Annotated in this window: 25 protein-coding genes and 1 pseudogene; 4 read left to right on the forward strand and 22 right to left on the reverse strand. The window is 65.1% G+C overall.

Annotated features, from left to right (window positions below; all coding sequences use genetic code 11):
* Positions 1-3 precede the first annotated feature (3 nt).
* Positions 4-1,668, reverse strand: a complete 1,665-nt coding sequence (locus A0U87_RS24225; RefSeq protein WP_037491025.1) for an ATP-binding protein — start codon at positions 1,666-1,668, stop codon at positions 4-6.
* Between the two features lie 237 nt (positions 1,669-1,905).
* Between A0U87_RS24225 and A0U87_RS24230 the strand changes: the two genes are divergently transcribed.
* Complete coding sequence (locus A0U87_RS24230; RefSeq protein WP_048938611.1) at positions 1,906-2,988, forward strand: acyltransferase; 1,083 nt, start codon at positions 1,906-1,908, stop codon at positions 2,986-2,988.
* 4 nt (positions 2,989-2,992) lie between these two features.
* Here A0U87_RS24230 and A0U87_RS24235 read toward each other — a convergent pair whose 3' ends face one another.
* The 11 genes and pseudogenes from A0U87_RS24235 to A0U87_RS24285 all read right to left on the reverse strand — a co-directional run bounded on the left by A0U87_RS24235 (position 2,993) and on the right by A0U87_RS24285 (position 13,392).
* Positions 2,993-3,997 carry an LLM class flavin-dependent oxidoreductase gene (locus A0U87_RS24235; RefSeq protein ID WP_048938612.1) on the reverse strand — a complete coding sequence of 335 codons (1,005 nt, stop codon included), beginning with the start codon at positions 3,995-3,997 and terminating at the stop codon, positions 2,993-2,995.
* A 45-nt stretch (positions 3,998-4,042) separates the two neighbouring features.
* Positions 4,043-4,474 carry an Hpt domain-containing protein gene (locus tag A0U87_RS24240; RefSeq protein ID WP_048938583.1) on the reverse strand — a complete coding sequence of 144 codons (432 nt, stop codon included), beginning with the start codon at positions 4,472-4,474 and terminating at the stop codon, positions 4,043-4,045.
* A 55-nt stretch (positions 4,475-4,529) separates the two neighbouring features.
* Entirely contained in the window at positions 4,530-4,766 is a 237-nt protein-coding gene (locus tag A0U87_RS24245; RefSeq protein ID WP_026109037.1) for a sulfurtransferase TusA family protein, read from the reverse strand.
* The gene (gene der / locus A0U87_RS24250; protein ID WP_010338561.1) at positions 4,756-6,120 is read right to left on the reverse strand and encodes a ribosome biogenesis GTPase Der; all 1,365 of its coding nucleotides are present in this window, start codon (positions 6,118-6,120) and stop codon (positions 4,756-4,758) included. Before der ends, A0U87_RS24245 begins: the two co-directional genes overlap by 11 nt.
* A 32-nt stretch (positions 6,121-6,152) precedes the next feature.
* Positions 6,153-7,502 carry a PQQ-binding-like beta-propeller repeat protein gene (locus A0U87_RS24255; protein WP_170978469.1) on the reverse strand — a complete coding sequence of 450 codons (1,350 nt, stop codon included), beginning with the start codon at positions 7,500-7,502 and terminating at the stop codon, positions 6,153-6,155.
* Between the two features lie 8 nt (positions 7,503-7,510).
* Positions 7,511-8,209, reverse strand: a complete 699-nt coding sequence (locus A0U87_RS24260) for a tetratricopeptide repeat protein (RefSeq protein WP_004210734.1) — start codon at positions 8,207-8,209, stop codon at positions 7,511-7,513.
* Between the two features lie 74 nt (positions 8,210-8,283).
* Entirely contained in the window at positions 8,284-9,156 is an 873-nt protein-coding gene (gene panB / locus A0U87_RS24265; protein WP_137406092.1) for a 3-methyl-2-oxobutanoate hydroxymethyltransferase, read from the reverse strand.
* A gap of 102 nt (positions 9,157-9,258) precedes the next feature.
* Positions 9,259-11,717, reverse strand: a pseudogene (locus A0U87_RS24270) (TonB-dependent receptor).
* 167 nt (positions 11,718-11,884) lie between these two features.
* Positions 11,885-12,073: a YezD family protein gene (locus A0U87_RS24275; RefSeq protein WP_010338565.1), complete on the reverse strand. Its 189-nt coding sequence runs from the start codon at positions 12,071-12,073 to the stop codon at positions 11,885-11,887.
* A gap of 110 nt (positions 12,074-12,183) precedes the next feature.
* Positions 12,184-12,852 (reverse strand): alpha/beta hydrolase, encoded by a 669-nt coding sequence (locus A0U87_RS24280; protein ID WP_010338566.1) that lies wholly within the window; start codon positions 12,850-12,852, stop codon positions 12,184-12,186.
* Positions 12,853-13,026: 174 nt separating this feature from the next.
* Entirely contained in the window at positions 13,027-13,392 is a 366-nt protein-coding gene (locus A0U87_RS24285) for a PRC-barrel domain-containing protein (protein ID WP_004210742.1), read from the reverse strand.
* 86 nt (positions 13,393-13,478) lie between these two features.
* On the opposite strand from A0U87_RS24285, the gene A0U87_RS24290 reads away from it, so the two are divergent.
* Positions 13,479-13,910, forward strand: coding sequence for an OsmC family protein (locus A0U87_RS24290; RefSeq protein WP_017500508.1), 432 nt, complete (start codon positions 13,479-13,481; stop codon positions 13,908-13,910).
* On the opposite strand, the gene A0U87_RS24295 is transcribed toward A0U87_RS24290, so the two are convergent.
* The 7 genes from A0U87_RS24295 to A0U87_RS24325 all read right to left on the reverse strand — a co-directional run bounded on the left by A0U87_RS24295 (position 13,907) and on the right by A0U87_RS24325 (position 20,618).
* Positions 13,907-14,812 (reverse strand): DMT family transporter, encoded by a 906-nt coding sequence (locus tag A0U87_RS24295; RefSeq protein ID WP_048938586.1) that lies wholly within the window; start codon positions 14,810-14,812, stop codon positions 13,907-13,909. The genes A0U87_RS24290 and A0U87_RS24295 overlap by 4 nt on opposite strands.
* 53 nt (positions 14,813-14,865) lie before the next feature.
* On the reverse strand, positions 14,866-15,672 hold the full coding sequence (locus tag A0U87_RS24300; RefSeq protein WP_010338569.1) for a class I SAM-dependent methyltransferase: 807 nt from the start codon (positions 15,670-15,672) through the stop codon (positions 14,866-14,868).
* An 87-nt stretch (positions 15,673-15,759) separates the two neighbouring features.
* Complete coding sequence (locus A0U87_RS24305; RefSeq protein ID WP_048938587.1) at positions 15,760-16,485, reverse strand: anti-sigma factor; 726 nt, start codon at positions 16,483-16,485, stop codon at positions 15,760-15,762.
* Positions 16,478-17,005, reverse strand: a complete 528-nt coding sequence (locus A0U87_RS24310) for a sigma-70 family RNA polymerase sigma factor (protein ID WP_234415645.1) — start codon at positions 17,003-17,005, stop codon at positions 16,478-16,480. Before A0U87_RS24310 ends, A0U87_RS24305 begins: the two co-directional genes overlap by 8 nt.
* Before the next feature lie 5 nt (positions 17,006-17,010).
* Positions 17,011-18,234 carry a glycosyltransferase family 1 protein gene (locus tag A0U87_RS24315; protein ID WP_048938589.1) on the reverse strand — a complete coding sequence of 408 codons (1,224 nt, stop codon included), beginning with the start codon at positions 18,232-18,234 and terminating at the stop codon, positions 17,011-17,013.
* Between the two features lie 46 nt (positions 18,235-18,280).
* On the reverse strand, positions 18,281-19,006 hold the full coding sequence (locus A0U87_RS24320) for a hypothetical protein (RefSeq protein WP_234415644.1): 726 nt from the start codon (positions 19,004-19,006) through the stop codon (positions 18,281-18,283).
* A gap of 79 nt (positions 19,007-19,085) precedes the next feature.
* Entirely contained in the window at positions 19,086-20,618 is a 1,533-nt protein-coding gene (locus A0U87_RS24325) for a CpaF family protein (RefSeq protein WP_004210759.1), read from the reverse strand.
* A 243-nt stretch (positions 20,619-20,861) separates the two neighbouring features.
* Here A0U87_RS24325 and A0U87_RS24330 point away from each other — a divergent pair, with 243 nt between their 5' ends.
* The gene (locus A0U87_RS24330) at positions 20,862-21,887 is read left to right on the forward strand and encodes a glycosyltransferase family 2 protein (RefSeq protein WP_048938591.1); all 1,026 of its coding nucleotides are present in this window, start codon (positions 20,862-20,864) and stop codon (positions 21,885-21,887) included.
* Entirely contained in the window at positions 21,860-22,585 is a 726-nt protein-coding gene (locus tag A0U87_RS24335) for a class I SAM-dependent methyltransferase (protein WP_048938592.1), read from the forward strand. Before A0U87_RS24330 ends, A0U87_RS24335 begins: the two co-directional genes overlap by 28 nt.
* Here A0U87_RS24335 and A0U87_RS24340 read toward each other — a convergent pair.
* The 3 genes from A0U87_RS24340 to atpD form a co-directional block, all read right to left on the reverse strand.
* The gene (locus A0U87_RS24340; protein ID WP_048938593.1) at positions 22,559-24,118 is read right to left on the reverse strand and encodes a hypothetical protein; all 1,560 of its coding nucleotides are present in this window, start codon (positions 24,116-24,118) and stop codon (positions 22,559-22,561) included. The genes A0U87_RS24335 and A0U87_RS24340 overlap by 27 nt on opposite strands.
* A 121-nt stretch (positions 24,119-24,239) precedes the next feature.
* Positions 24,240-24,494 carry an ATP synthase F1 subunit epsilon gene (locus A0U87_RS24345; protein WP_048938594.1) on the reverse strand — a complete coding sequence of 85 codons (255 nt, stop codon included), beginning with the start codon at positions 24,492-24,494 and terminating at the stop codon, positions 24,240-24,242.
* Between the two features lie 153 nt (positions 24,495-24,647).
* Complete coding sequence (gene atpD / locus A0U87_RS24350; RefSeq protein WP_004210765.1) at positions 24,648-26,093, reverse strand: F0F1 ATP synthase subunit beta; 1,446 nt, start codon at positions 26,091-26,093, stop codon at positions 24,648-24,650.
* Positions 26,094-26,105 lie beyond the last annotated feature (12 nt).

Below are 26,105 nucleotides of genomic sequence, written 5' to 3' on the forward strand. Positions count from 1 at the left end.
CGATCAGCGGCCCTGGTTGCGCCAGCGGGTGATGGTGCGGGTGAGGATATCGTCCTCGCCGCCGGCCTGGCGCCAGAGCTGGGTGAAGCTGGGATCGCCGGAAGCCGGGCGCCGCGCTTCTTCCAGATTGTCGAGCGCGACGCGGATCGGCACGGCGACACCTTCGCCGCAGATGATGGCCTCGCGGTTGCGCAGGGCAGGGATCGAATCGAGGAAACCGCGCGCGCCTTCGGGCATCGCCGCCTTCACGAAGGCCTGGTCGCGATCATTGTTGAGGCGCATCGAGATGATGGTGCCGCACTGCGACAGCACGCCTTCGGCAAGGTCCGACGGACGCTGGGTGATGAGGCCCAGCGAGACGCCATATTTACGGCCTTCCTTGGCGATCCGCTCCAGGATGCGGCGCACCGCCTGACCGCCGCCGGCGGTGCTGGCGGGAATGTAGCGATGGGCTTCCTCGCATACGAGCAGGATCGGCCGTTGCGGTTCGTCGCGTGCCCATAGCGCATAGTCGAACACCAGCCGGGACAGCACCGAGACCACCACCGAGGTGATGTCCGAGGGCATGGAGGACACGTCGATGATCGAGATCGGCTTGCCGCCAGAAGGCAGGCGGAAGACCTTCGCGAGGAAGGCCTGCATCGAATCGGCCACCAGCATGCCGGAGAACATGAAGGAATAGCGCGGGTCGCCCTTGATCTCGTCGACCTTGGACTTGAGGCGCAAATAGGGGAGCGACCCGGTGCCCTTGTCGAGCTTGCCCATCTCGTTCTGCAGGATCGCGGTGAGATCGGACAGCAGATAGGGGACGGGCGAATCCACAGTCAGGCGGCCGATGCTTTCGGCCAGACGGTTCTTCATCCGCGCGGCGAGCAGGCATTTCGCGAGGATGTCGCAATCCTGGGTGCGTTCGGCGCCTTCGGAGGTGACGAACACCTCGCAATGTTCCTCGAAATTCATCAGCCAATAGGGCAGGGCGAGATTGTTCACGTCGAACACCGCGCCATTCTGCTGGAAGGCCGCGCCATATTCGCCATGCGGGTCGATCATGACGATATGGCCCTGGGGCGACAGGTCGCAGATGCGGTGCAGGATCAGCGCTGCGCTGGTCGACTTGCCGGTACCGGTGGAGCCGAGCAGCGCAAAATGCTTGCCCAGCATCGAATCGACATAGAGCGCCGCGCGCGTGTCCATCGTCGGATAGACCGTGCCGATCTGGACATGCGGCCGGTCGTCGGCGGCATAGATTTGCTGCATGTCATAGCTGGACACCGGATAGATGTCGGTGCCGGGCGTGGGATAGCGGGTGACGCCGCGCCGGAAGCCGTAGATGCGGCCGGTCAGCTTTTCCTCATCGCCTTCGCCCAGAAAATCGATATCGGCGATGATCGCGCCACCATCGCGCCGGTCGAGCATCAGCGACCGGATATTGGCGATCAGCCAGCGATCGCCGACCCGCATCTTCACTTGGCTGCCGACCTGGCCGGCCATGGCGAGGCAGGTGTCGGGATCATGGGCCAGCGCCGCGAGGCTGTTGGGATCGACTAGGATCTTCGAACTCGACCCGGCGATCTGGAACACCATGCCCAGCGCCTGGTGCAGGCCGGCAGACGATGCGGCAGCGCCCGTGTCGTGCGAAAATTGATGTGCGCCCGGCATCTGGGTCATGAGCCTCTATTGTCCCCCGCAGCCGGCACGCGTCCGGCAATCGACCAGATTGCTATCGGGGGGAGGTAAATATTGGATTACCCACGGGCCGAAATGCCCTTTGCGGAGCGGCCCATGGAGCGCGGAAATCCGCGCCGATGCGTCCCATGATCCCGCTTCCGGCTCGCTCCGTCGCGAGGGAGGGGGAACAGGAGCCGGTTTCGGGCATTGGAAACCTGCCACAATCAGGATTTTTGCTTGCCCGATATCGTCTTGGCCAATGCGACGCGCCGTTCCGACGCGATCGCGATTGCGCGTGTGATCTGCATTCTGGGTGTCGTCTATGTCCATGCCTGGACCGGACGGAATGGCCAGGATCTGGAATTGCTGCGTGGCTCCCCGCAGGAAGGGCTGCGCTGGGTGCTGATGGAGATTTTCGGCCGCAGCGCGGTGCCGCTGCTGGGCCTGATCTCCGGCTGGCTGGTCGGCGGCTCGGTGCGCACGCGCAACTGGTTCGATCATGTCGGGCGCAAGGCGCGGACGATCCTGCTGCCGATGCTGTTGTGGAATGCGGTGGCGATCCTGCTGGTGTCGGGCGCGGCCTGGCTGCTGGGTCTGTCGGCGCCGGTGCCGCAGTCGGGCGGCTGGATCGCCGAGGAATTGTTCATCATCAACCGCAATCCGGACATCAATGTCCAGATGCCGTTCCTGCGCGACCTGTTCCTGTGCATGGTGGCCGCGCCCTTGCTGGTGCGGTTGCCCAACTGGATGCTGATGGCGGTCGCGCTGGCGGCGCTATCATGCCAGATTGCGGGGCTGGGGCCGCCGGTGCTGATGCGCCCGTCGATCCTCTTCTTCTTCACCATCGGCATATTGGCCCGGCGCGAGGGCTGGGCGGACCGGGCCGCGGCGGTGCCGGTGCTGGCAGCTTCATTGCCCTTTGGCCTGCTGATGGGCGCGCAGCTCTATGTTTCGCTCAAGGGCGGGGCGGGGCTCGCGCCGCTGGCCCTGGCGAGCCTCGACATGGCGGTGCGCATGGCGGCATCGCTCTGCTTCTGGCGGTTGGCCTGGGCGCTGGCAGAAAGCCCGGCGCGGGGCTTGCTGATGCGGGTCGAGCCCTATGCCTTCTTCCTCTTCTGCGCCCATCTGATCCTGATTTGGCTGGGCGGGCCGCTACTGGGGCAATTGTTCGGTCCGCTCGGATCGCCGCTCTATCCGCTCTATCTGATCGCCCAGCCCTTCCTGGTGCTGGCGGTGGTGATCCTGATCGGCAACCTGATGCAGCGCCTGTCGCCGACGATGGCCGGGCTGATGAGTGGCGGCCGGCTGGCCGCCACCTGAGGCATCAGGCCAGTTCGCGGGCGGCGATCGCCTGCGCCGCTGCCATGGCGATTTCATAGCTGCGCTTGCGCGCCGCCGGATCGAAGATCTGGGCGGCGATGATCACCTCATTCACGCCGGTGCGGTCGATGAAGGCGGCCAGGTCGCGCTCGACATCTGCCTGGGTGCCGATGCTGGAGGCGCTCAGGACATCGGACAGCATGGCGCGTGCCTGCATCGGCAGGCTTTCATAATAGCCCGCCAATGGCGGTTGCAGCTTGCCGGGCTGGCCAGTGCGCAGCCGCACGAAGGCCTGCTGCATCGAACTGGCGACCAGTTCGGCCTCCGCCGCACTGTCGGCGGCGAAGATATTATAGCCGGCCATGGCATAGGGGCGGTCAAGCTGGGCCGAAGGGCGGAAGTCGCGGCGATAGATGGCCAGCGCCTCGTCCAGCGCGGCCGGGGCGAAATGGGAGGCAAAGGCGTAGGGCAGCCCGAGCGCGGCCGCCAGTTGCGCGCCGTAGAGGCTGGAGCCGAGAATCCAGAGCGGCACATTGGCGCCTTCGCCCGGCGTGGCCTGAATGCCCAGCCGATCGTCGCCGGCGAAATAGGCCTGGAGTTCGAGCACGTCGCGAGGGAACTGGTCTGCTCCGCCGCTGAGGCTGCGGCGGATGGCTTGCGACACTTTCTGGTCGGAACCGGGCGCGCGGCCCAGGCCCAGGTCGATGCGGCCGGGGAACAGCGCGTCGAGCGTGCCGAACTGTTCGGCAATCAGCAGCGGCGCGTGGTTGGGCAGCATGATGCCGCCAGCGCCGATGCGGATGGACGATGTCGCCTGGCCGATATGGGCGAGCACGACGGCCGTGGCGGCCGATGCGATGCCGGGCATGCCATGATGTTCGGCCACCCAGAGGCGGTGATAGCCCAATGCTTCGACATGGGCGGCCAGATCGGCAGCGTCGGCAAGGGCGGCGGACACGTCGCTGCCTTCGCGGACAGGGACGAGATCAAGGACGGAGAAGCGGGTCATGGCCGCCATATGGGGCCATGGTCAGTTTTATTTCAATACCGAATATCAGCCGGCGCGGCCAAAGCCCTGTGGTTCGACGCGGCGGCCGAAGGTGGGACGGCGCGCGACCAGCGGATTGGCGTCGCGATCGAGCAGGGCCATGGTCTCGGTAAAGCAGGGGCGCAGCGCCACCACGGTCTCGATCAGTTCGTCCGGGCTCTCGCGAAATTCGACGCAGCGGCGCGCGACCATTTCGATCTCTTCGGCCATGGCACTGAGCCGATGGGCGCCGAACTGGGCCGATTCGCCCTTCAGCGTATGGGCCGGACGGACGAGGGAGACGGCATTGCGGTCCCGAAAGGCCTGCTCGATGGTGCCGATCGCCTTTTCACCATCCTCGCGGAAATAGCCCAGAATGCGCATGAAGGCCGTACCCAGCTCCGTGCGGGTCCGGGCAAAATCGTTCCAGTCCACCAGTTCGGTAGCGTGTTCGGGCACCTGCGCACTCCTTTCCTGACGCTCGCGAGATTAGCCGGCGGGCGTAAACAGCCGGTTAAGCCGGCACCTTGCTGAGCGCGAAACGCTGCGGGGAAAGGGCGGAAAATTGCCATCCATGCTGCTGCGCCAGCGCTGCCAGTTCGCGCGGGGCGATAGCGTCATCGGCATCGATCGTCACATGATCTGCGTCACGCATCGCTCGGGCGGCGCGCAGGACGGGCCAGGGACATTTCATGCCCCTGGCGTCGACATGAAAGGGGGCGGCATCGGGGCCGCCCGCCTCATTTGGCATAGGGGTTCTTGGCGCTGCGCAGCGTCAGGCGTACCGGCACGGCGCCGAAGCCCAGTTCCTTGCGGATGCCGTTCACCAGATAGCGACGATAGCTTTCGGGCAGTTCGTCGAGCCGCGTGCCGAACAGGACGAACGTCGGCGGGCGCGTCTTGTTCTGGGTGATGTAGCGCAGCTTGATCCGCTTGCCACCCGGCGCTGGCGGCGGGTTGGCCTCCAGCGCGGCTTCGAACCAGCGGTTGAGCACGCCGGTCGAAATGCGCTGCGACCAGGCGGTGCGGGTTTCGAACGCGACCTTGATCAGGTCATCAAGGCCCTTTCCGGTGGCGGCCGACACGGTCATGATCGGCACGCCACGGACCTGCGCCAGGCCGTCGAACAGTGCCTGCTTGATGCCCTGATAGAGGGCCGAGCCATGTTCCACCGTATCCCATTTGTTGAGGGCGACGATGAGGGCGCGGCCTTCTTCCAGCACCTTGTCAGCAATGCGCAGATCCTGCGCCTCCAGGCCGCGGGTGGCGTCGAGCAGCAGCACCACGACTTCGGCGAAGTTCACGGCGTTCAGGCCATCGGACACGGCTAGCTTTTCCAGCTTGTCCTGCACCTTGGCGCGCTTGCGCATGCCGGCGGTGTCGATCAGGCGGACGGGGCGTTCCTCGCCCTCATAGCTGGTCCACATCCAGTCGACGGCGATGCTGTCGCGGGTGATGCCGGCTTCCGGTCCGGTCAGCAGGCGGTTTTCGCCAAGCAGCCGGTTGATGAGAGTCGACTTGCCGGCATTGGGACGGCCAACGATGGCGAGCTTGAGCGGCGCGCTCTCCTCGTCCTCGTAAAATTCCTTCTCATGCTCCTCGCCATCCTCGCGTTCGAGATAGGGGAGCAGCGCCTGGAACAGGTCGGCCAGACCCTGGCCATGTTCGGCGGAGAAGGGGATAGGTTCGCCCAGACCCAGTATGAAGGCTTCCATGACGCCGGCTTCGGTCGCCTTGCCCTCGGCCTTGTTGGCGACCAGGATCACCGGGGCGTCGCCCTCGCGCAGCCAGCGGGCGATTTCCTCGTCCAGCGGGGTGATGCCGGCGCGGGCATCGACCATGAACAGGGCGACGTCGCAATTCTCGACCGCGGCCTGGGTCTGCATGCGCATGCGGCCGGGCAGGCTGTGGGGATCCTCATCCTCATAGCCGGCAGTGTCGATGATGGTGAAGTCGAGGCCCAGAAGATGAGCCTCGCCCTCGCGCCGGTCGCGGGTGACGCCGGGCTGGTCATCGACCAGCGCCAGCTTCTTGCCGACCAGGCGGTTGAAAAGGGTGGACTTGCCCACATTGGGCCGCCCGACAATGGCAACTGTGGGCAGCATGATGTGGGCCCGTTTCCTTTCTATCGCTGCCCTTAACGCAGCGCCGTCAGCTTGCCGTCATCGGCAAGGATGTAGAGCATGTTGTTGGCGACCACCGGCGAGAGCGACATGGACTTGTTCATGTCCACTGCCTGCTGGATGGTGCCGGTCGCCGGATCGACATAGTTCAGATCACCATGGGTCGATACCAGAATCAGGCGGCCACCGGCAAGGACCGGGCCGGTCCAGCGGATCGCCTTGTCCTTCTTCTTTTCCTTCTGCCAGCGGCGCAGCTGGCTGATCCAGCGGATCTTGCCGGTCGCGCGGGCGACGCAGAGCAGCTTGGCATCGCTGGTGACGGCAAACACCCACTCACCCGCGATCCAGGGGGTGGAGATGCCGGCGATGTTGATTTCCCACAGGCGCTGGCCGCTGGTGAGTTCATAGGAGGCCATGCGGCCGCCCTGGCCGATCGCGAAGACGCGGCCGCGGTCGATCACCGGATCGGCGTCGATGTCGGTCAGCGAGGCGACGGCGGTGGAGATGCTGGTGCGTGACAGCGCATCGCCCCACAGGGTGCGGCCATTTTCATAGCGATAGGCGTTGATCTCGCCCGAGCTGTAGCCCGCGATCACCGTGCCCTGCGCGGCGGCCGGGGCGGCCACGCCGAAAATGCCGGTCACCTGCAGCGTGCCGCTGTCGGTCCACTGGGTGGCGCCGTCGCTCTGGTTGAGGGCGAAGATCTGGTTATCCTGGCCCATCACATAGACATGGCCATTTTCCAGCGTCGGGGCGCCGCGCAGCGGACCGCCGGGATGAACCTTCCACCCGATCGAGCCATCGGCGACATTCATCGACACGACGTCGCCCACGCCGGTGCTGGCGAACAGCTTGTCGCCCAGGACGCTGACGCCACCGCCGAACAGGGCGCGGCCATTGCCTTCGGCCGGAAGGCTGGTCTGCCACAGCTTCTGGCCGGTGTTGGCATCCATCGCGATGACATGGGCGCCGGCGTCGATCACGAACAGCTTGCCGCCGGACACGACGGGGGCGGAGGCCAGGCGCGCTTGCGGCGTGCTGCCTTCGATCGATGCGGTCCAGGCCTGCTGCGGCGCTGCGCCCAGCGCCAGATGACCCATCGCCTTGGACGGATCGCCGCCCGGCTGCGACCATTGGTCATTGGCGTAGGATTCGGGCAGGGCGACGGGCACGTCGGCCAGGGTCGGATCGACTTCGATCCCCTGTTCGTTCGACAGGATCGAGGTGCGATTGCCGACCACCGGGGTCTTGGGGCCGCCCTTCTTGCCGCCGACCACGCCGCAGCCCGCGAGCATCGCAACCAGGGCGACGGTGGTCAGGGTACGGCCCATCGGGCCGATTTTCGTGATGCTGTGCTTAGCCATGCGCTTGCTTATCCCTGTACCGGTTCGGCGGGCGTTTCGACCGCATCAATTCCCAATAGCCCCGCCATCTGTCGCGCACGTGAACGGATCGACTGGGGCACATTCTCGTCCTTGGCCATGGCCGCGAACATCGGGCCGGCCAGTTCGGGCTTGCGCATCTTCATATAGGCGATGGCAACCAGTTCGCCGGCGCTGCCGAACCAGGGCGCACCCTCGACGGCGAGGGGCTTGAGGCGATCGACCACCTGCTGCGGCTTGAGCGCGTCGAATTCGATCGTGGTCTGACGGATGAGGGCCAGGTCGCGATAGGGCTGGTCGAGCGAGCTGTCCGCTGCCATTGCCTTATAGGCTTCGATCGCGGCCTTGTTGTCGCCCTTGCGCGCGGCGAGGCCGGCCTTCACCAGCAGGGCGGAGGCGCGATAGCCGGGCTGGCTGGCCTTGGCCAGGGCATCGACATCCTTGGCATCGGGCGTGCCGCCGCCGACCGCAGTCGCCAGCATCTTGTCCATCTGTTCGGACACGGCTTCCGACTGGGTCTTGCTGTAATGCTGCCAGTAGAGCCAGCCGCCAAAGGCGGCGAGGCCGACGATCAGCAGGACGGCCAGGGCGCGGCCATAACGCTGCCAAAAGGTCAGGAGCTGGTCCTGGCGGACGGCGTCATCGACCTCGCGCATGAAGGCTTCGCTGTTTTGCGGCGTCAGGGCCACGGGAATCTCCGAAAAATGGTCAGTAGGGGCAGCCGGAAGGCGGGATCATTAGCGGCGTGGCAGAGACTCGCAAATCACTTTTTCGGCCGATACACCTGATCATCGCCCGGAAAGCTGCGATTGCGCACCTCCGCGGCATAGCTTTCCGCCGCCTGGCTGATCGTTTCGGCAAGGTTGGCGTAGCGTTTCACGAAGCGGGCGGTGCGTTCGAACATGCCCAGCATGTCCTCCGCCACCAGCACCTGGCCATCGCACCGGGCCGATGCGCCGATGCCGATCACGGGTATGTCGACGCTGGTCGTGATGATGTCGGCCAGTTCCTCCATCACCCCTTCGACCACCGTGCCGAAGGCGCCGGCAGCGGCCACGGCCTTGGCGTCGCCCAGGATCTTGGCATGTTCCTCCTGGCTCTTGCCGCGCGCGCCATAACCGCCCAGCGCATTCACCGCCTGCGGCGTCAGGCCGATATGGGCCATCACCGGGATGCCGCGCTGGGTGAGGAAGCGGATCGTCTCCGCCATCGCCTCGCCGCCTTCCAGCTTGACGCCGGCGCAGCCGGTTTCGGCCATGACGCGGCTGGCGCTGGCAAAGGCCTGCTGCGGCGATGCCTCATAGGAGCCGAAGGGCATGTCGACGAGGACGACGCTGTGATAGCTGCCGCGCACCACGGCGGCGCCATGGGCGATCATCATGTCGAGCGTGACCGGCAGGGTGGAGGGCAGGCCATAGATGACCTGCGCCAGCGAATCGCCGACCAGCAGCATGTCGCAATGCGGATCGAGCAGTTGCGCCTGGCGCGCGGTATAGGCGGTCAGCATCACCAGCGGCTCGTCGGTCTTGCCCTCGAACTTGCGGCGCTGGATCTGGGGCACGGTCAGCCGCTTCATCGGCGCGGGCGTGGGATTGGCGCGGCTGGTCGCGGTGTCGAGCGTGAAGGTCGTGGACATGGGCCGCGGTCTAGCCCAGCGCGGGGCGGCGTGCAAATGCCGGACCGGCCGGCGCGGCATGATGCGCGCGCCGGCCGGCCGTCCTGTCCGTGTCCGGTCGGATCAGAAGGAGAATTTGATCGTGCCGCCCCAGGTCTGCGGATCGCCGACCTGGCCGGCGATCAGGCCGGTATTGCCGGTGCGACCTGAAGATTTTCGATATAGTTGACGTCGAAGGCGTTGCGCACCCAGCCGAACACATCGAAGCCTTCGCCGCGGAAGCCGGCGCGGACGTTGGTCAGGGCATAGCCCTTCACTTCGGTGTAGATGGATGGTGAGGCATTGCTGTTCCAGTGCGAACGGTAAGTGCCGTCGACGCCCAGATAGAGCTGCCCGTCCTTCGCCAGCAGCGTGACCGGGATGTTATATTCCGCGCCGTAGGAGAAGGCCCATTTCGACACGCCGGGCAGGTTCTGCCCCGAGATGTCGCACTGGCGCGGACTGAGTGCGCCGGGGACGCCGGGCTGCGAATAATCCGGCGTGGCGCCCGACGGCTGGTAGGTGCCGCCGGACAATTCGGGCGGGCAGGGCGCGTCGACGAACTTCTTGTATTTGGCGTCGGTGAAGGCGCCATTGGCATAGGCGGTGAAGCGGTCGCTGGCGACGATCTTGAAATCCGCTTCGATCCCCTGCGAACGGACCTTGCCGGCATTGGCGAGATAGCCGCGCACCGTGCCGAACTGGCCGCCATTCACGGTTGCCTGGAAATTCTTGATGTCGGTGCGGAAGGCGGTGAGGTTGAAGGTCGCCCGGCGATCCAGGAACTGGGTCTTGAGGCCGATTTCATAATGATTGACCGATTCCGGCTTCACCGTGCTGGCGTCATAATTGACGGTGTTGTCGGCGTTGAGCGGCAGGCCATTCTGGTTGATGCCCAGCGTCTTGAAGCTCTTCGCATAGGTCGCATAGGCCAGCACGTCCGGCGCGATCTTGTAATTGACGTTGAAGTCATAGGTGAAGTTCCAGGCGCTGTCGGACGGGGAACTGACCTGCGGCTGATAGACGCCGCACTGTTGCGTCGTCCCCTTGATGGTGCCGGGCTCCGCAACCGTGGTGCAGCTGATGGCCTGGCCCTGCGCATTGGTGACGACACGCTGGTAGAAACCGGACTTCTTGTCATAGTTCAGGCGCACGCCGGGCTGGATGGTCAGGGCATCCGTGACCTTCCAGCTGAGCTGCCCGAACAGGGCGGCGCTGTCGGCCTTGAGCCATTGCGTGTTGCTGGCGGTCAGGCCCGCCAGAGTGGCCGGAATATTGGCGGGGTTGGTCGGGTCGGTCGAGGGGGCAAGGCTCCACTGGGCCGCATCTTCGCCCTGCTGTTCGGTGCCCTGGGTGTCGATCCGCTGCTTGAAGCCGAACAGGCCGACGACGAAGTCGATGTCCTTGCTTTCGTAATTATAGCGGAATTCCTGGCTATACTGGTCCTGCTGCGAGGGGTTCTGCGACTTGGAGACGATCGACAGGCCGGTGAAGTCGCGGTCATTTTCCGGCTTCCAGTCCCAGAAGCGCCAGGCGGTGACCGAGGTTAGCGTGCCGGGGCCGACATCCCATTTGATCTTGGCCGACACGCCGCCAATCTTGTTGCCGGCATTGAGGTTGGAATCGAGGTCGGTCAGTCGGTCATAGGGGTTGCGGCTGGGCACGACATAGCCCTGGGCAGCGGCCAGCGCATCATATTGGCGATTGAGCGGACGCTGGGTCTTGCCGACGCGCACGAAGGTGGTGCCGCAGCATTCGGGATCCTGCTTGCTATAGTCGCCCGACAAGGTGAGGCTGAAATCCTCGGTCGGCTGGAACAGCAACTGGCCGCGAATGCCCAGATTATCCTGCTCGTTGATCCAGCGCTGGCTGGTCACATTGTAGAGCGTGCCGCGGCGGCTGGTGGCGGCGACGGCGATGCGGGCGGCGATCGTGTCCGTCAGCGGGCCGGAAATGGCGGCCTTCGCCTGCTTGTAGTTCAAATTGCCGACCGTCAGTTCGGCGCGCCCCTCGAAGTCGAAGGTCGGCTGGTTGGTCGTGATGTTGATCGCGCCCGCCGTGGTGTTCTTGCCATAGAGCGTGCCCTGCGGACCGCGCAGCACTTCCACCTGGTTGACGTCGAGGAAGTCGAAGGTCGCGGCAGCGACGCGGCTGTTATAGACATCGTCGACATAGATGCCGACGCCCTGTTCAAAGCCGTCGCTGGTGAGGCCGAACGGCACGCCAAGGCCACGGATGTTGACCGAGGTGTTGCGTGGATTGGTGGTGTAGACCTGCAGCGTCGGCGCGAGCTGCTGCAGCTTCACGATGTTGAAATTGCCGGTCGCCTCGATGCTGTCGCCCTTCACCACGGAAATGGCCAGGGGCACTTCCTGCGCGGTTTCCTGACGGCGGCGGGCGGTGACGACAATCACGTCGCCGCGCGGGCTGCTGGCCTGCTGGTCATCGGCGGCAGCGGGTTGGGCGGCTTCGGCCGCAAAGGCGGCAGGCGTGACAAATGACGCGCTCGCCACGCTGGCGAGCAACAGAAAACGCGCAATCATGTTCTTCCCCTTGGTTCCGGAGGTCCGGTGAGTTTTGATCGCGGCGTTTCCGGTGGTCCGGTCAAAGCCGTGCTGGGGGCGTTTCTGGTGATGCGGCGTCCCCAGTGCCGCATCGGCATGCCATCCCCGACATGCCCTGATCTATGCGCTTGCCCTCCCTTGATCGGTCAGGCGGTCAGGCGCGTCTTTTCGGTGACGTCGATCTGCACGACGCGGGCGTCATGGACGGTCAATGTGATGGAGCCGAAGCGCAGCCCTTCCAGTACGTCGCGCACCTTGTCGATGCTGGCGATGATGTCGGGGCGCTGGCTTTCGGCGCGGCTGTGGCGAAGTTCGATGGTTCTATGTTCGGTCATGTTCATCCCTCTGGCCGCGTTTTAACTCAACTGCATTAGTAGACAAAAAAGCAAATATAAGGGGCGCGCAAGATTCTCTTGTCGCGCCCCGGCGATGTCTGGGGCCGATATCAGCTGGTCATGCGCAGCCCGTCGGACGGGCGATCGAGGCGCGCCATCGGCATGGCCGGGCGCATCTGGCGCACGGCGGACGCCTGTTCCTGCGCATTGTCGATCAGCCGTTCCAGCAGCGCCTGACCAAAGCCCCAGGCGCCCAGCCCCGAATCCGCGTTGATATGGCCGCTATGGCCGGCATCGACGAACTGGCTGCCCCAATTCTTGCCGATGCTGTGGGCGCGTTCGAAGAAGATATAGGGGTCGTTGCGACTGGCGACGAGAATCGACGGGAAGGGCAGGGGCGTGCGCGGCGTCGGGCCGAATCCGCCGATCGTCTCGGGCGTTTCCATCCGGTCGCAATCGGGCGGCGCGACCAGCAGCGCGCCGGTCACCGGCCAGCCATAGGCCTGGCTTTGCAGGGCACCCCACCAGGCGACGGCCAGGCAGCCCAGGCTGTGCGCCGCCAGGATGACCGGCCCATCCGCCTGACGAATGGCAGCGTCGAGCCGCGTGACCCAGGCATTGCGATTGGGGCTGGCCCAGCTGCCCAGGTCGACGCGCTGGCAATCGCCGCGTCCGCTGTCCCACAATGTCTGCCAATGATCCGGGCCGCTGTTGTTGAGGCCGGGGATGGTCAGCACGACCGGCTGGCGCGCGTCACCCGAATGTCCGAATCGCTCCATTATCCTTATCCTCGTCCTATATTCTGAGCCTCCCAAAATAATACTATTCATCTGGTAGACAATGGGCGAGCGCCGAAATGTGTCAGAATCTGGGCAACCTGAATGGCAGGTAAACGGGCGCGTCGACACCATGGCCGCGCGCCCGCATCAAGCCCCTGAACGGGCAGGGAAAAGCTACCAGGGGTAGATCAGCCCATAATATTGGTAGACGTTGCGGCCATAGGCATCGTCGAAGGCCGGCCGGTCCTCGTCCAGATAATGGGGCGCCTGTTCCAGCACCTCCTTGGCCAGTTCGATCACATAGCCGCCCTTGTCCATATCATAGGCCAGCATCGACCAGGGCAGGGGATAATGTTCGTTGCCCATGCCCAGGAAGCCGCCGAAGGACAGCAGCGCATAGCGCACATGGCCGCTGCGCTTGTCGACCATGAAATGGGAAATCTTGCCAAGCCTGTCGCCCTGGCGGTTGTAGACGGCGGTGCCCTCGACCCGGTCGGACGCGATCAGGTCATGGCGATGCGCGCTCATCATCTCGGCCATTGTCACTCTCCTGCAAAAACATTCTATTCTGATGCAACCATGGGGAACCGCTGGGGTTCCTCCGCTTCACAGCAAGGAGCATCGGCATGAAGATCAATCGCAGCGGTTCGGCGGCCTGGAGCGGCGGCCTGAAGGACGGCAAGGGCACGATCTCGACCCAGAGCGGCGCGCTCGACGCCTATCCCTATGGCTTCGCGACCCGGTTCGAGGGCATGCCGGGCAGCAATCCGGAAGAACTGATCGCGGCGGCCCATGCCTCCTGCTTCACCATGGCATTGTCGCTGATCCTGGGCGAAGCCGGACTGACGGCGGAGAAGATGGAGACGAGCGCGGTCGTCACGCTGGAGCAGCAGGAGGGCGGATTTGCCATCACCGCGAGCAAGCTGACGCTGAAGGCGAAGATCCCCGGCGCCGACGATGCGACCTTCCAGGAACTGGCGGCGAAGGCGAAGGCCGGATGCCCGGTATCGAAACTGCTGAAGGCCGATATCAGCCTGGATGCGGAACTGCTGGCCTAACCAGTCGCGATACGCCTGGCGTGGCGATGTTCACGCCAGGCGATATAGAGACCGCTGGCGATGATCAGTGCGGCGCCGACCCAGGTGGTCCACATCGGCCAGTCGCCCCAGATCGCCCAGCCCAGCAGGGTGGTCCACAGGATCGAGCTATAATCCATCGGCAGAACCACCGACACCGGCGCCCAGCGCAGCGCGGCGGTGAGGCAGAGTTGCGCGATGCCGCCGAACAGGCCGATCATCAACAACAGGCCCCAGGTCTGCGCGTCATGCGCCTGACCATAAAAGAGCATGCCGATGCCGAGCGGTGGGACTGACAGGGCCGTGAACCAGAAGACGACGACCCCCGCGCTCTCGGTGCGGCCCAGTTCCCGCAGCACCAGGCTGACGCTGGCCGTCACCAGCGCGGCGGTGATGGCGACGGCAACGCCCATCGGCGGGAAATGGCCGCCTTCGGGCCGGACCATGATGAGGACGCCCAGAAAGCCGATCAGGACCGCAGCCCAGCGATGGATGCCCGTCGGCTCGCGCAGGATCAGCGCCGACAGGATCGTGCCGAAGATCGGCATGGTGAAGCCGATCGTCGTCGCCTCGGCCGGCGGCAACAGGATGTAGGACAGGAAATTGAGCGCCATGCCGGTGAGGCCGATGACCATGCGGGTCGCATGGACACTGATCCGCCGGGTGCGGATGGCGCCGATGCCGCTGCTCATCGCCAGCCAGGCGAAGACCACGGGCAGGGCAAGTGCCTGACGGTAGAACAGGGTTTCGACCAGATGGACGCCATGGGCGTCGGCAACCCGACCGGTCACGAACATCACCGCCAGACAGATGACCGCGACCAGGCGCAGGCCGATGGCGAAGAGCGGGCGATGCGGGCGGGACGGGGCGGCGGCGCTGGACACGCCGCTTCCTTAACCCGGTTACGCGATGGCGCAACCGGGCTGGGTCGGGTTTCTTACTTGAGCGGCTTGCGGAATTTCAGCGTCATGCGGTCGCTCTCGCCGATCGCAACATACTTCGCCCTGTCAACTTCGCCGTTACGCAAAGTCGGCGGCAGGGTCCAGACGCCCTTTTCCCAGTCGGCCGTGTCCTTGGGATTGGCGTTCACTTCCGATGCGCCGACATATTCGAAGCCCGCGCCTTCCGCGATGCGGCGGATGGTCGAGACCTTGAGATAGCCGCTGCTCTTTTCCAGCGCCGTGTCGCGATCCTCGGGCAGGCGATGGTCGACGATGCCCAGCGTGCCGCCGGGCTTGAGCATGGCGAAAAAGGCCTTGAAGGTCGCATCCTCGCTGCCGCCCATGACCATGTTGTGGACATTGCGGAAGGTCAGCACGGTGTCGACGCTGTTGGCCGGGATGCTGGCGGCTTCCTCGGGATAGGCGACCAGCTTCACCTTGTCATAGGCCTGCGGCTTTTCGGCCAGGAACTTCTTGTAGCCGTCAAGATAGCGGCCGGTGGGCTGGAGCGCGTAGAAGCTGCCCTTGTCGCGCAGCAGCGGCGCCAGGATTTCCGTGTACCAGCCGCCGCTGGGCGCCCATTCCACCACCGTCTGGGTCGGCGTCACGCCAAAGAAGGCGAGCGTTTCCTGCGGATGGCGATATTTGTCGCGGGCGACATTGGCCGGGGTGCGGCTGGACGCGCCGATGGCGGCTGCCACCGGATCGGCGCCATGGCCGGCATGCTGGGCGACGGCCGCGCCCAGCGGCAGGAGGGCAAGGGCAGCGGCAAGCGCGATCGATCGGCGGGGAAAAGCGGACATGGGCAACCTCTCAACGGATCTGGAGCGCAGGGTGTGCCGTGCCCGCATCCCACTGGCAAGGAAATCCGGTGCTTATGGACCGGCCGGTCAGGACCAGCTGCCCGCGATCGATTCCGCCGTGGCGTCGATCTCGGCCGGTTCATCCTCGCCGGTCAGCGCATAGGACATGTCGCCGCGCCGCCAATAGGCCACCGACTGGGCGCCCTCGCGCACCGAATCCGGCCGCTCTGGGGCGTCGGTGCGCCGGTGCATGGCATAGATGGACAGGTCGCGCCCTTCGGGCGTGCGCAGCGCGATCAGCAGCGCGGGCGTGCGTTCACCGGGGAAGAGCTGGACATCGGTCACGCGCCAGTCGGCGGGCAGGCCGGGAATGTCGATATGGGTGCTGGCCAATATCTCGCGCGGGTCGAAGCTGGGTGATTCGATCTGCCCCTGCATCCGGGCGCGGATCATGGCGACGCGGTGGGAGGTTGCGGCATCGACCACATAGGCGGGCGGCCCGTCGCGTACCATGAGAAGGGCAACGAAGCTTGCCGCCAGCAGGGCAAGGCCGCCGCCGGCGCCAATCGCAAAGCGACGATGGCGCGCGGCCGGCGGGTGGAGCGCGCTCACCTGTGCCGCCATGGTTTCGGGCAGGGGCGCGCGGTCCTGCGCCAACAGGCGCAGCCCGGTGCGGGCGCTGAGGTCGCCCATCACCTGCGCGGCGAGGTCGGGCCGGCGCGACAGGCGGGTCTCCACCGCAAAGCGCCGGCCGGGATCGAGCTGGCCGTCGACATAGGCCATCAGTTCGATCTCCGAAGGATCCTCACTCATCCTGTCCTCCTACGATGCGCAGCCGATCGCGCGGCTGCCTGTCTCTGTCCTGTCGCAATGTCGCCCGCGCACGGGCAAGGCGCGACATTACCGTGCCGACCGCTATGCCCAGAAGGTCGGCGCTTTCCTGATAGCTCAGCCCTTCGACCACGGTCAGGTGCATGACGGCGCGCTGATGGTCGGGCAGGTCGGCAAAGGCGCGGGCGACCTGTATCAGGTCGGCGCGTACCTCCTGTTCGGGATCGGCATGATCGACCTGGATCTGGGCAAAGGCCAGATTGCGGCGCGTTTCCGCCGCCTCGCGCCGCTTGGCCGAGATGAAGACATTGTGGACGATGGCCAGCAGCCAGCGGCGGCGGCTGCGATCGGGCTGGAACTGGTCGCGCCGTTCGATCGCGCGCATCACGGCGTCCTGCACCACATCGTCGGCGACGACATGGTCGCGCGACAGGGCGCGGGCATAGCGGCGCATGGCGCGCAGGTCCGCCTCCATTTCCATGTCCGTCCGCTTGCCCGTCATCCACATCATTCCATTGGGGCGCCCGCCAGTTCGCGATAGACGCGCGCCACCGAATCCAGGACATGGTCCCAGCGATAGTCGCCTGCCGTCGCCTCCGCCGCGCGGCCGAGCCGCCGCCTTAGGCCGGTGTCGCGGACGAGGGAAGCCAGGCCGCCGGCATAGGCGCTAACGTCTCCCGGCGGGACCAGCAGTCCGTTGACGCCATTATCGATCAGGGCGGACGCGCTGGGGACGTCGGCCGACAGGACGGCAAGGCCGCTGGCCATTGCCTCCAGATTGACGTTGCCGAACGCCTCCGTGACGCTGGGATTGACCAATATGTCGGCGCTGGCGACCAGCGCGCCGAGGCGCGCCCCTTCGACATGGCCGGCAAAGCTGGCATTGGGCAGATGGCGGGCGAGGGCATCGCGCGCCGGGCCATCGCCCAGGATCAGCGGGCGCAGCGACAGACCGTTGGCGCGCGCCGCCATGATGGCGTCGGCGAAGATGTCGAGCCCCTTTTCCCGGACCAGCCGGCCGAAGAAGAGCGGCATGACATCGTAGGGCGCATAGCCAAGCTGGGCGCGCAGGCTTTCATCTCGCATCGCCGGATGAAAGACGGATCGATCGACGCCCCGGCTCCAGAGCGCGATGCGCTCGGCGCCATGGATTGCGGCGAGGTCCGCAGCGATCGGCGGGGTCGGGGCGAGGATGCGGTCGCAATCGCCATAGAAGCGATCGAGATAGGCCACGACCTGCCGCCGCAGGAAGCCGAGGCGGTAATAAGCAAGATAGGTCTCGAACCGGGTGTGCAGGCTGGCGACGGTCGGCACGGCGTTGCGCCGCGCCCAGTTCAGCGCCTGCCGGCCGAGCAGGTCGGGCGCGGACAGATGCACGATGTCAGGCTGGAACGCCTCCAGATCGGCGCGGGCGGCACGGGGCAGGCCGATCGCGAGCCGATATTCCGGGCGACCGGGAATGCAGAGCGAGCGCACCGATCGGACATCGCCGGCCGAGGCGAAGGCCGGCGTCGGCGCGGTCGGCGAATAGATGCGCACCTCTGCCTTATGTTGGTCCAGCATATGCCGGACCAGGCGGTTGAGCGCTCGGTTCGCGCCATCGCGCACGCAATCATAATTGCCCGAAAACAGCGCGATCTTCAGCGGCCGGGATGATGTCGGCGCCGTGGCGACCGGCAGGGCGGCATGAATATGGGCGCGAAGGGAAGAGAGCGGGGAATGCAGCGTCATGCCCCGCTTACGCTTGTCGGATCGCGCCTATTCCATCGATGGGCAATTAAAATTGACGAATGATGCGCAGGCCGGCGGTGGGGCGGAAGATATCGCCGCGTGGCCGTTCCGCGCCAAGGCCCGCCTGCATGGCGAAATTGCCGCCCAGTTGCTGGTGCAATTGCGGCATCAGCAGCAGGCCGCCCTCGCTGCCGCCCTGATAATTGATCTCCAGCCCCAATACCTGCCCTTCGCGGCTGTCGTAGAAGGTTGAGTGGTTGAGGATCACGCCGTTGCGGCCATGGCCGCCCGACAGCTTTACGTCGGCAAGCCCTGCCATCGTCACGCTGCTCCAGCGGCTATTGTAGCGATGGGCCACCATATAGGCGAAACTGCTGCGATATTGTTTGGCGCGGCGGTCATAGATGCCGAGATATTGGACGCCATGACCGGTGCGTCCGCCGCCGGTGGTGCCGAAACTCGCCTGCAGACCCAGTTTCAGTTCAGCAAGCCGGCCGTTGACGAAGGGCAGTTCGCCCTCGATCGCGAAGCCGTCGGCAAAGGCATATTCGATTTCCGGCGCCCAATGGACGGCGTCGTCATCGCCCGATAGCGGAACGGTCGCCAGCGTATTGACCTCCAGTTCGCCGCGCTTGGCGCCCAGCGGCCGCATCATGTCGAAGATCATCGGTTCGGGCACGTCGGGATAGGCGTCTGACGCCAGCGCGGCATCGCCCAGAAAGGCGCTCGCCATGGCGGCAAGGCCATGGCGCGAAAGGGATCGAACGGACAAGAAAGGCTGCTCCCGCGATGAGGATGTGACGATTCACATCCCCGTCTACGCGGGAGCGGAAGCCTTTATTCCCTGAGGGTCAGAGACAGGCTTCGAGGAAGGGCTGGTCGAAGCCGAACATGCGGGCCTTGTCGAGCGTATAGGGGCGCAGGCCCATCGAGCGATATTCGCCGATGATCTTACCGCTGTCATCCTCGTCATGATATTCGAACTTGAACAGTTCCTGGGTGACGATGACGTCGCCTTCCATGCCGATCACTTCGGTCACGTTGGTGACGCGGCGCGAACCGTCGCGCAGGCGCTTCACCTGGACGATCAGGTCGACCGAGTCGGCGATCTGCTTGGAAATGGCTTCCTTCGGGATCTTGATGTCGCCCATCAGGATCATGTTTTCCATACGGCCCAGGCATTCGCGCGGGCTGTTGCTGTGGAGCGTACACATGGAACCGTCATGGCCGGTGTTCATCGCGGCGAGCAGGTCGAAACATTCCGCGCCACGAATTTCGCCCAGGATGATGCGGTCCGGGCGCATACGCAGGGCGTTCTTGACGAGATCGCCGATGGTGATCGCGCCCTGGCCTTCCAGGTTGGGCGGACGGGTTTCGAGCGGCAACCAGTGCGGCTGCTGCAGGCGCAGTTCGGCCGCGTCCTCGATGGTCAGCACGCGCTCGCCCGGATCGATCATCTTCGACAGCGCGTTGAGCATCGTCGTCTTGCCCGAACCGGTACCGCCCGAAATGACGATGTTGAAACGGCAGGCGCCGGCGATCTTGAGTGCGGTCGCCATCTTCTGGTTCATCGCGCCCCATTGGGCGAGCATGTCGATGGTGATCGGCTTGGCTGAGAATTTACGGATCGAGATGGCCGTGCCCTTGAGGCTGAGCGGCGGCACGATCACGTTGACACGCGAACCGTCGGGCAGGCGGGCGTCGGCCAGCGGCGTGGTCTGGTCGACGCGGCGGCCGACCTTGTTCACGATGCGCTGGGCGATCTGGAACAGATGTTCTTCATCGCGGAACTTGATCGGTGCGATCTGGAGCTTGCCCTTCTTTTCGACATAGGTCTGTTCCGGGCCGTTGACCATGATATCGCTGATGTCCGGGTCGGCCAGCAATTCCTCGAGCGGGCCGAGGCCCAGAAGCTCGTCGACCAGCACCTTTTCCAGCGCGAACTGCTCGCGCCGGTTGAGCGTCAGCTTCAGTTCTGCGAGCACTTCCATGATGATCGGCCGGAATTCCTCCGCCAGTTCATCCTTGGTGAGGGTCGCGGCCGCTTCGGGATCGACGCGTTCGAGCAGGCGGGGAAGCACCTGTTCCTTGATCTTGTGAACCGACGCCTCGAACCCTTGCGGGCCGGCATCGGCGACATGTTCGGCATTGGCGCGTTCGGACAGGCGCGACATGGCGTCCGCATTGCGCTGCATCTGGCTGGTCGGCGCCGACAGCGGATCGAGCGGAATTTCGCCCGGCAGGGCCGCCAGGTCGAGCGGCGGGAACTGCTCGCCGCCGCGCGGGGCCTCCTCGCGCGCTGCGCCGCCGCTGTGCATCGGTCGGGCGACGCCGAAACCCGGCTTGATGCCGGCAGGTCCATTTTTCCGTCCAAATGCGCTCATAACTCTCCGCCGGAATTCTGCGATCGGGCCAGCCACCCCAAAATGGGCCGATTCACCATGGCTGGAGAAGGTGAATAAGCTGGAAACTTTGACAAATGGCTAATGCGCCGGTGCCCATTCTGAGGATCGCGGATCGCCGGCAAGGATGGCGCCGTACCGGATCGGGGTGAAGGGCGGGGCACGGTTACCCGACATTAACCAATCTCGCCGATAGGGATTGCAGGCTTTCAGGATTTCGGTGCCATGCGAACCTTGTCCATCGTCATTCCCGTTTTCAACGAACAGGATGGCATCTCCCTTTTCCTTGATGCGGCACGGCCTGCTGTGGATGAGGCGCTGTCCCTGATCGGCGCTGACGCGCGCGCCGAATATCTGTTCGTCGATGATGGCAGCGCGGACCGCACCGGTGACGTGCTGGAGATATTGTCGCGGTTCAACCCGGACCTGCGCTATGTCCGGCTGTCGCGCAACTTCGGCAAGGAGGCCGCCCTGGCGGCCGGCATCGACCATGCTGTCGGAGACGCGGTCATCCCGATCGATGTCGATCTGCAGGACCCGCCCGAAGTGATCGTCGACATGGTTCGTCTCTGGCTCGCTGGTGCCCAAGTGGTCAACGCGCGGCGGGCCGATCGATCGAGCGACAGCTGGTTCAAGCGCTGGAGCGCGCGGGGCTTCTATGCGCTGCTCAACCGCCTGTCCGATTATCCCATTCCCGAAAATGTCGGTGATTTCCGCCTGCTTGACCGGCAGGCCGTCGATGTCGTCAAGCAATTGGGGGAACAGGCCCGGTTCAACAAGGGCCTGTTTTCCTGGATCGGCTTCCGGGTCGCGACGGTCGATTATATCCGGGCGCGGCGGGAAACCGGACGCAGCAAATGGGGACTGGGCAAGCTCTGGTCCCTGGCCGTGGACGGCATCACCGCGTCGACCACCATGCCATTGCGCATCTGGTCCTATGTCGGTGGCGCGATCGCGCTCATTGCCTTTGCCTATGCCGGTTTTCTGGTCGTGCATACGCTGGCGACCGGCGTCGACGTGCCCGGCTATGCCTCGATGATGGTTGCCGTGCTGGGCCTTGGCGGGCTTAACCTGCTCAGCCTGGGCATCATGGGCGAATATGTCGGGCGGATCGCCCGCGAGGTGCGGCAGCGGCCACTATATATCGTCGCCGCCGATGCCGGGGCGCGCAACGTCGGGGGCGCCGCGACCCCGACGCTCGATCAACTGGAAAGGGACGAAGAATGGATCGCTCAGCCTATACGAGCATGAATGCTCAGGAGGGCGAACATTGGTGGTTCGTCGCCCGCCGCGCCATCATCGATGGCCTGATCCGCGATCATGTCGCCTTGCCCGATGACGCCCGCATCTTGGAAGCCGGCTGCGGTACCGGCGGCAATCTGGCGCTTCTGGCGCAGCATGGTAGCGTCGATGCGCTTGAATATGATGACGAAGCACGGGCCATCGCGGCCGCGCGGGGCGTCGCCACCGTGGAGGCAGGCGCCTTGCCGGAGAAGGTCGGCTTCGGCGATCGGCGCTATGACCTGATCGCCCTGCTCGACGTGCTGGAGCATGTCGACCAGGATGAAGCGTCGCTCACCGCACTGCGCGGCCGGCTTGCGGCAGGCGGGCGACTGCTCGTCACCGTGCCGGCGGTTCCCTGGCTATGGTCCGATCATGACGTGCTGCACCATCACAAGCGCCGCTATACCCATGATGGCCTTGCTGGCGTCGCCGCGGCGGCCGGCTTGCGGGTTGAGGCATCGGGCTATTTCAACAGCCTGTTGTTCCCGCTCGCCGTTGCCCAGCGGATGGCGCATCAGTTGCTTCGGCGGGAAGCACCGCTCGATGCCCGCCCGGCCCCCTGGCTCAATCGCTCGCTGCAACAGGTGTTCGCGGCCGAACGCCACATGCTGGGCCGCATCAATTTCCCGATCGGCCTGTCACTTTACGCGATTCTCTCCGCCTGATCCTGGCTGCCGGAAATTATGCGGACTGAACCATAGTCCGTCCCAGCACCGGGCTGGTTCGCTGGCAGGAACAGGTGTGGGCCTTGCCGGTCGCACCAGGGCGGGCATGGCGGGCAGGGGCGCGAAATAGGATCCCTTGGGGAAGGCGGCAAAGGTCTGGTCCCACGCCTTCGATACCGAACAGCGCACTTCGGGCGCAGGCGGATGGACAAGCGCGCGGCGGATTTCGGCCAGTCCCGTCAGGCTGCCGATCAGCAGCATGGCGATCAGCCAGGTGCGCCGTTCGGTCCCATTGCCCAGCTCATCGGCGAGCATCGCTGCCAGGATGGCCAGCGCGGCGATGGATGCCCGCGCCATGAAATCGATCGACCATCCGATCTGCACGAACGGGATCAGCATCAGCCAGGCGAAGGCCAGCCAGAGCGTGTCTCGGCCAAATCGCGACGGTCGGGCGACCAACAGCAACGGCACCAGATAGGGCAGGGTTTCGATCCCCTGGAACATCAACCATTGCAGCGGCGGGATCGGCTGGAATCTTAGTCCCACGTCCGCGCCAGATGCCGCGCCGAGATAAAGAAGGGACGGGACGGCCAACAGGCTGGCCAGAGCCGGAAGCAGCATGTCGGCGATACGCAGCCGGCGCGCCGCCAGGGTACGGATGCCGGCCAGCGCGGCGAAGGGCATCGCGCCCATCAGTCCGAGCGGAGACCATAGGGCCGTCAACGGCAGCAGTGCGAGATAGGACGCCAATGGCAATCGTTCGCGGCGCCAGAGCAGATAGCCCATCGCCCCGATCCAGCCGGACATGGCATGTTGCGGAACCCAGAAGGCCAGGGTGATGGTCGAGGAATATTGGAGGCCGATCCAGTCCTCCAGATGGTCGCCCAGCCGGCCATTGAGGACCAGGTCGCCGATCGCGTCTATGCCGCTGAAGCCGAGGAAGACGAGCAGCGCGACCAGTCGACCGCGCCGGCCGTCGAACAGTTGCGCGGCAAGCGCGAGAGTCAGGCCCAGCAGCAGGGAATTTTGCGCCAGCAATGCGATATCGCCCGCGCGCACGCCCAGCGCCTTGTAGAGCAGGGCAGGGGCGAGGAACATGCCGATCGGCGCCCGCAACAGGTCGGGGACAGCCCGTTCGGTATAGACGAAGGGCCAGGGATTGACGGCCATGTCGCGAAGCGCGGCGAGCCGCACCTGCCAGTCGACATTGGCATAGAAGAACCGGCCTTCGCCGCCGAGCATCAGCAGCAGCAGAGAGACCCCCGTGCATAGCAGCAGCGTGCCGATGCTCGGTCCCGATCGGTCGGGCATGGTGCGCAGCATGACGGTGCACAGCCCGCCGATCAGCAGCAGGGCGAGGGGATAGGCCCAGAACGGGGCGACGTCCAGGAAGCGCCAGAGCAGCAACTGGTCGAGGCCGAGCCAGGCAAACAGCGCGGCGATCAGCCAGCCGGCCGGAACGGTGTGCGCGAGCAGGCCGCCAGAGCCGGCCGGTGGCGCAGAAACAGCGGTCTTGGCGGCGAGGGCGGTCATCGGCGGGCGGCACTCACAAGAAAAAGGGGCGCAAAGCGCGCCCCTTGGTCCGTTCGTCTGGCATGAATGCGGCAGGTTGGAAAGAGCCTGGCTCCCCCATCGGCCTGCGCGCCAGGAAGCCTCAGCCCGCCTTTTCGGCGAGAACCGTCAGGCCCTTTTCATTGACCTCGGCAAAGCCGCCCTGGACCGGGATGATTTCCGGCGCGGCGCCAGCCGATGCGAAGATCTGGATCGCGCCATCGCGCACGGTCGACATGAAGGGCGCATGGCCCTCCAGCACGCCGAAGTCGCCATCGGTGCCGGGAACGACGACCTGATAGACCTCTTCCGAGCGGACGAGCTTTTCAGGAGTCACGAGTTCGAAATGCAGTGCCATTCTAAAATCTCCCCCCTCCCTTCCAGGGAGGGGCCGGGGGTGGGTGCCATCGCGATGCGATGGCCTGCGCCCTAGCCGAGAGACAGGAAGCGCGCTTCGCTCGCTACCCACCCCTCAATCCCCTCCCTTGGAAGGGAGGGGAGGGTTTGTTGCTTAGGCTGCTTCGGCAGCCAGCTTCTTCGCCTTTTCGATGGCTTCGTCGATGCCGCCGACCATGTAGAAGGCGTTCTCGGGCAGATGGTCATATTCACCATCGACCACGGCCTTGAACGACTTCACCGTGTCTTCGATCTGGACGAACTTGCCCGAGATGCCGGTGAAGACTTCGGCGACGTGGAACGGCTGCGACAGGAACTTCTGGATCTTGCGCGCGCGGGCAACGGTGATCTTGTCCTCTTCCGACAGCTCGTCCATGCCCAGGATCGCGATGATGTCCTGCAGCGACTTGTACTTCTGCAGGATCGACTGGACGGCACGGGCGGTGTCGTAATGTTCCTGGCCGACGACGCGGGGCTCCAGAACGCGACTGGTCGAGTCCAGCGGATCGACCGCCGGATAGATGCCCAGTTCCGAAATGGCGCGGTTGAGAACGGTGGTGGCGTCAAGATGCGCGAACGAGGTCGCCGGCGCCGGGTCGGTCAAGTCGTCCGCGGGGACGTAGACGGCCTGCACCGAGGTGATCGAGCCCTTGTTGGTCGAGGTGATGCGTTCCTGCAGCTGACCCATGTCGGTCGCCAGGGTCGGCTGATAGCCCACGGCCGAAGGAATACGGCCGAGCAGAGCCGACACTTCCGCGCCCGCCTGGGTGAAGCGGAAGATGTTGTCGACGAAGAACAGCACGTCCTGGTTCTCGACGTCGCGGAAATATTCGGCGATCGTCAGGCCCGACAGGGCGACGCGGGCACGGGCGCCCGGCGGTTCGTTCATCTGGCCATAAACCAGGGCCACCTTCGAACCTTCGCTGATCGCGTTGCCGTCGGCATCCTTGGCGATGACGTTGGCGTCGAGGAATTCATGGTACAGATCGTTACCTTCACGGGTGCGTTCACCCACGCCCGCGAAGACCGAGGTGCCGCCATGGCCCTTGGCGATGTTGTTGATCAGTTCCTGGATGAGAACGGTCTTGCCCACGCCGGCGCCGCCGAACAGGCCGATCTTGCCGCCCTTGGCATAGGGGGCCAGAAGGTCGATGACCTTGATGCCGGTGACCAGGATCGAGGCGTCGGTCGACTGGTCGACGAACTCGGGTGCCTTGGCATGGATCGGCGAACGCAGTTCGGTGGCGACCGGGCCGCGCTCGTCAATCGGCTCGCCGACGACGTTCAGGATGCGGCCGAGGGTAGCCGGGCCGACCGGAACCGAGATCTGCGCGCCGGTGTCGGTGACTTCCTGGCCGCGGGTCAGACCGTCGGTCGAGTCCATCGCGATGGTGCGGACGGTGTTCTCACCCAGATGCTGGGCGACTTCCAGCACCAGGCGCTGGCCGTTGTTGCTGGTTTCCAGCGCCGAAAGGATCGCCGGAAGCGCATCGGGGAAGGTCACGTCGACGACGGCGCCGATGACCTGCGAGATGCGGCCTACATTGTTGGTGGTTGCCATGACTATGTCCTT

This window comes from Sphingobium sp. MP9-4, from assembly GCF_005281675.1.
Lineage (GTDB): Bacteria > Pseudomonadota > Alphaproteobacteria > Sphingomonadales > Sphingomonadaceae > Sphingobium > Sphingobium yanoikuyae.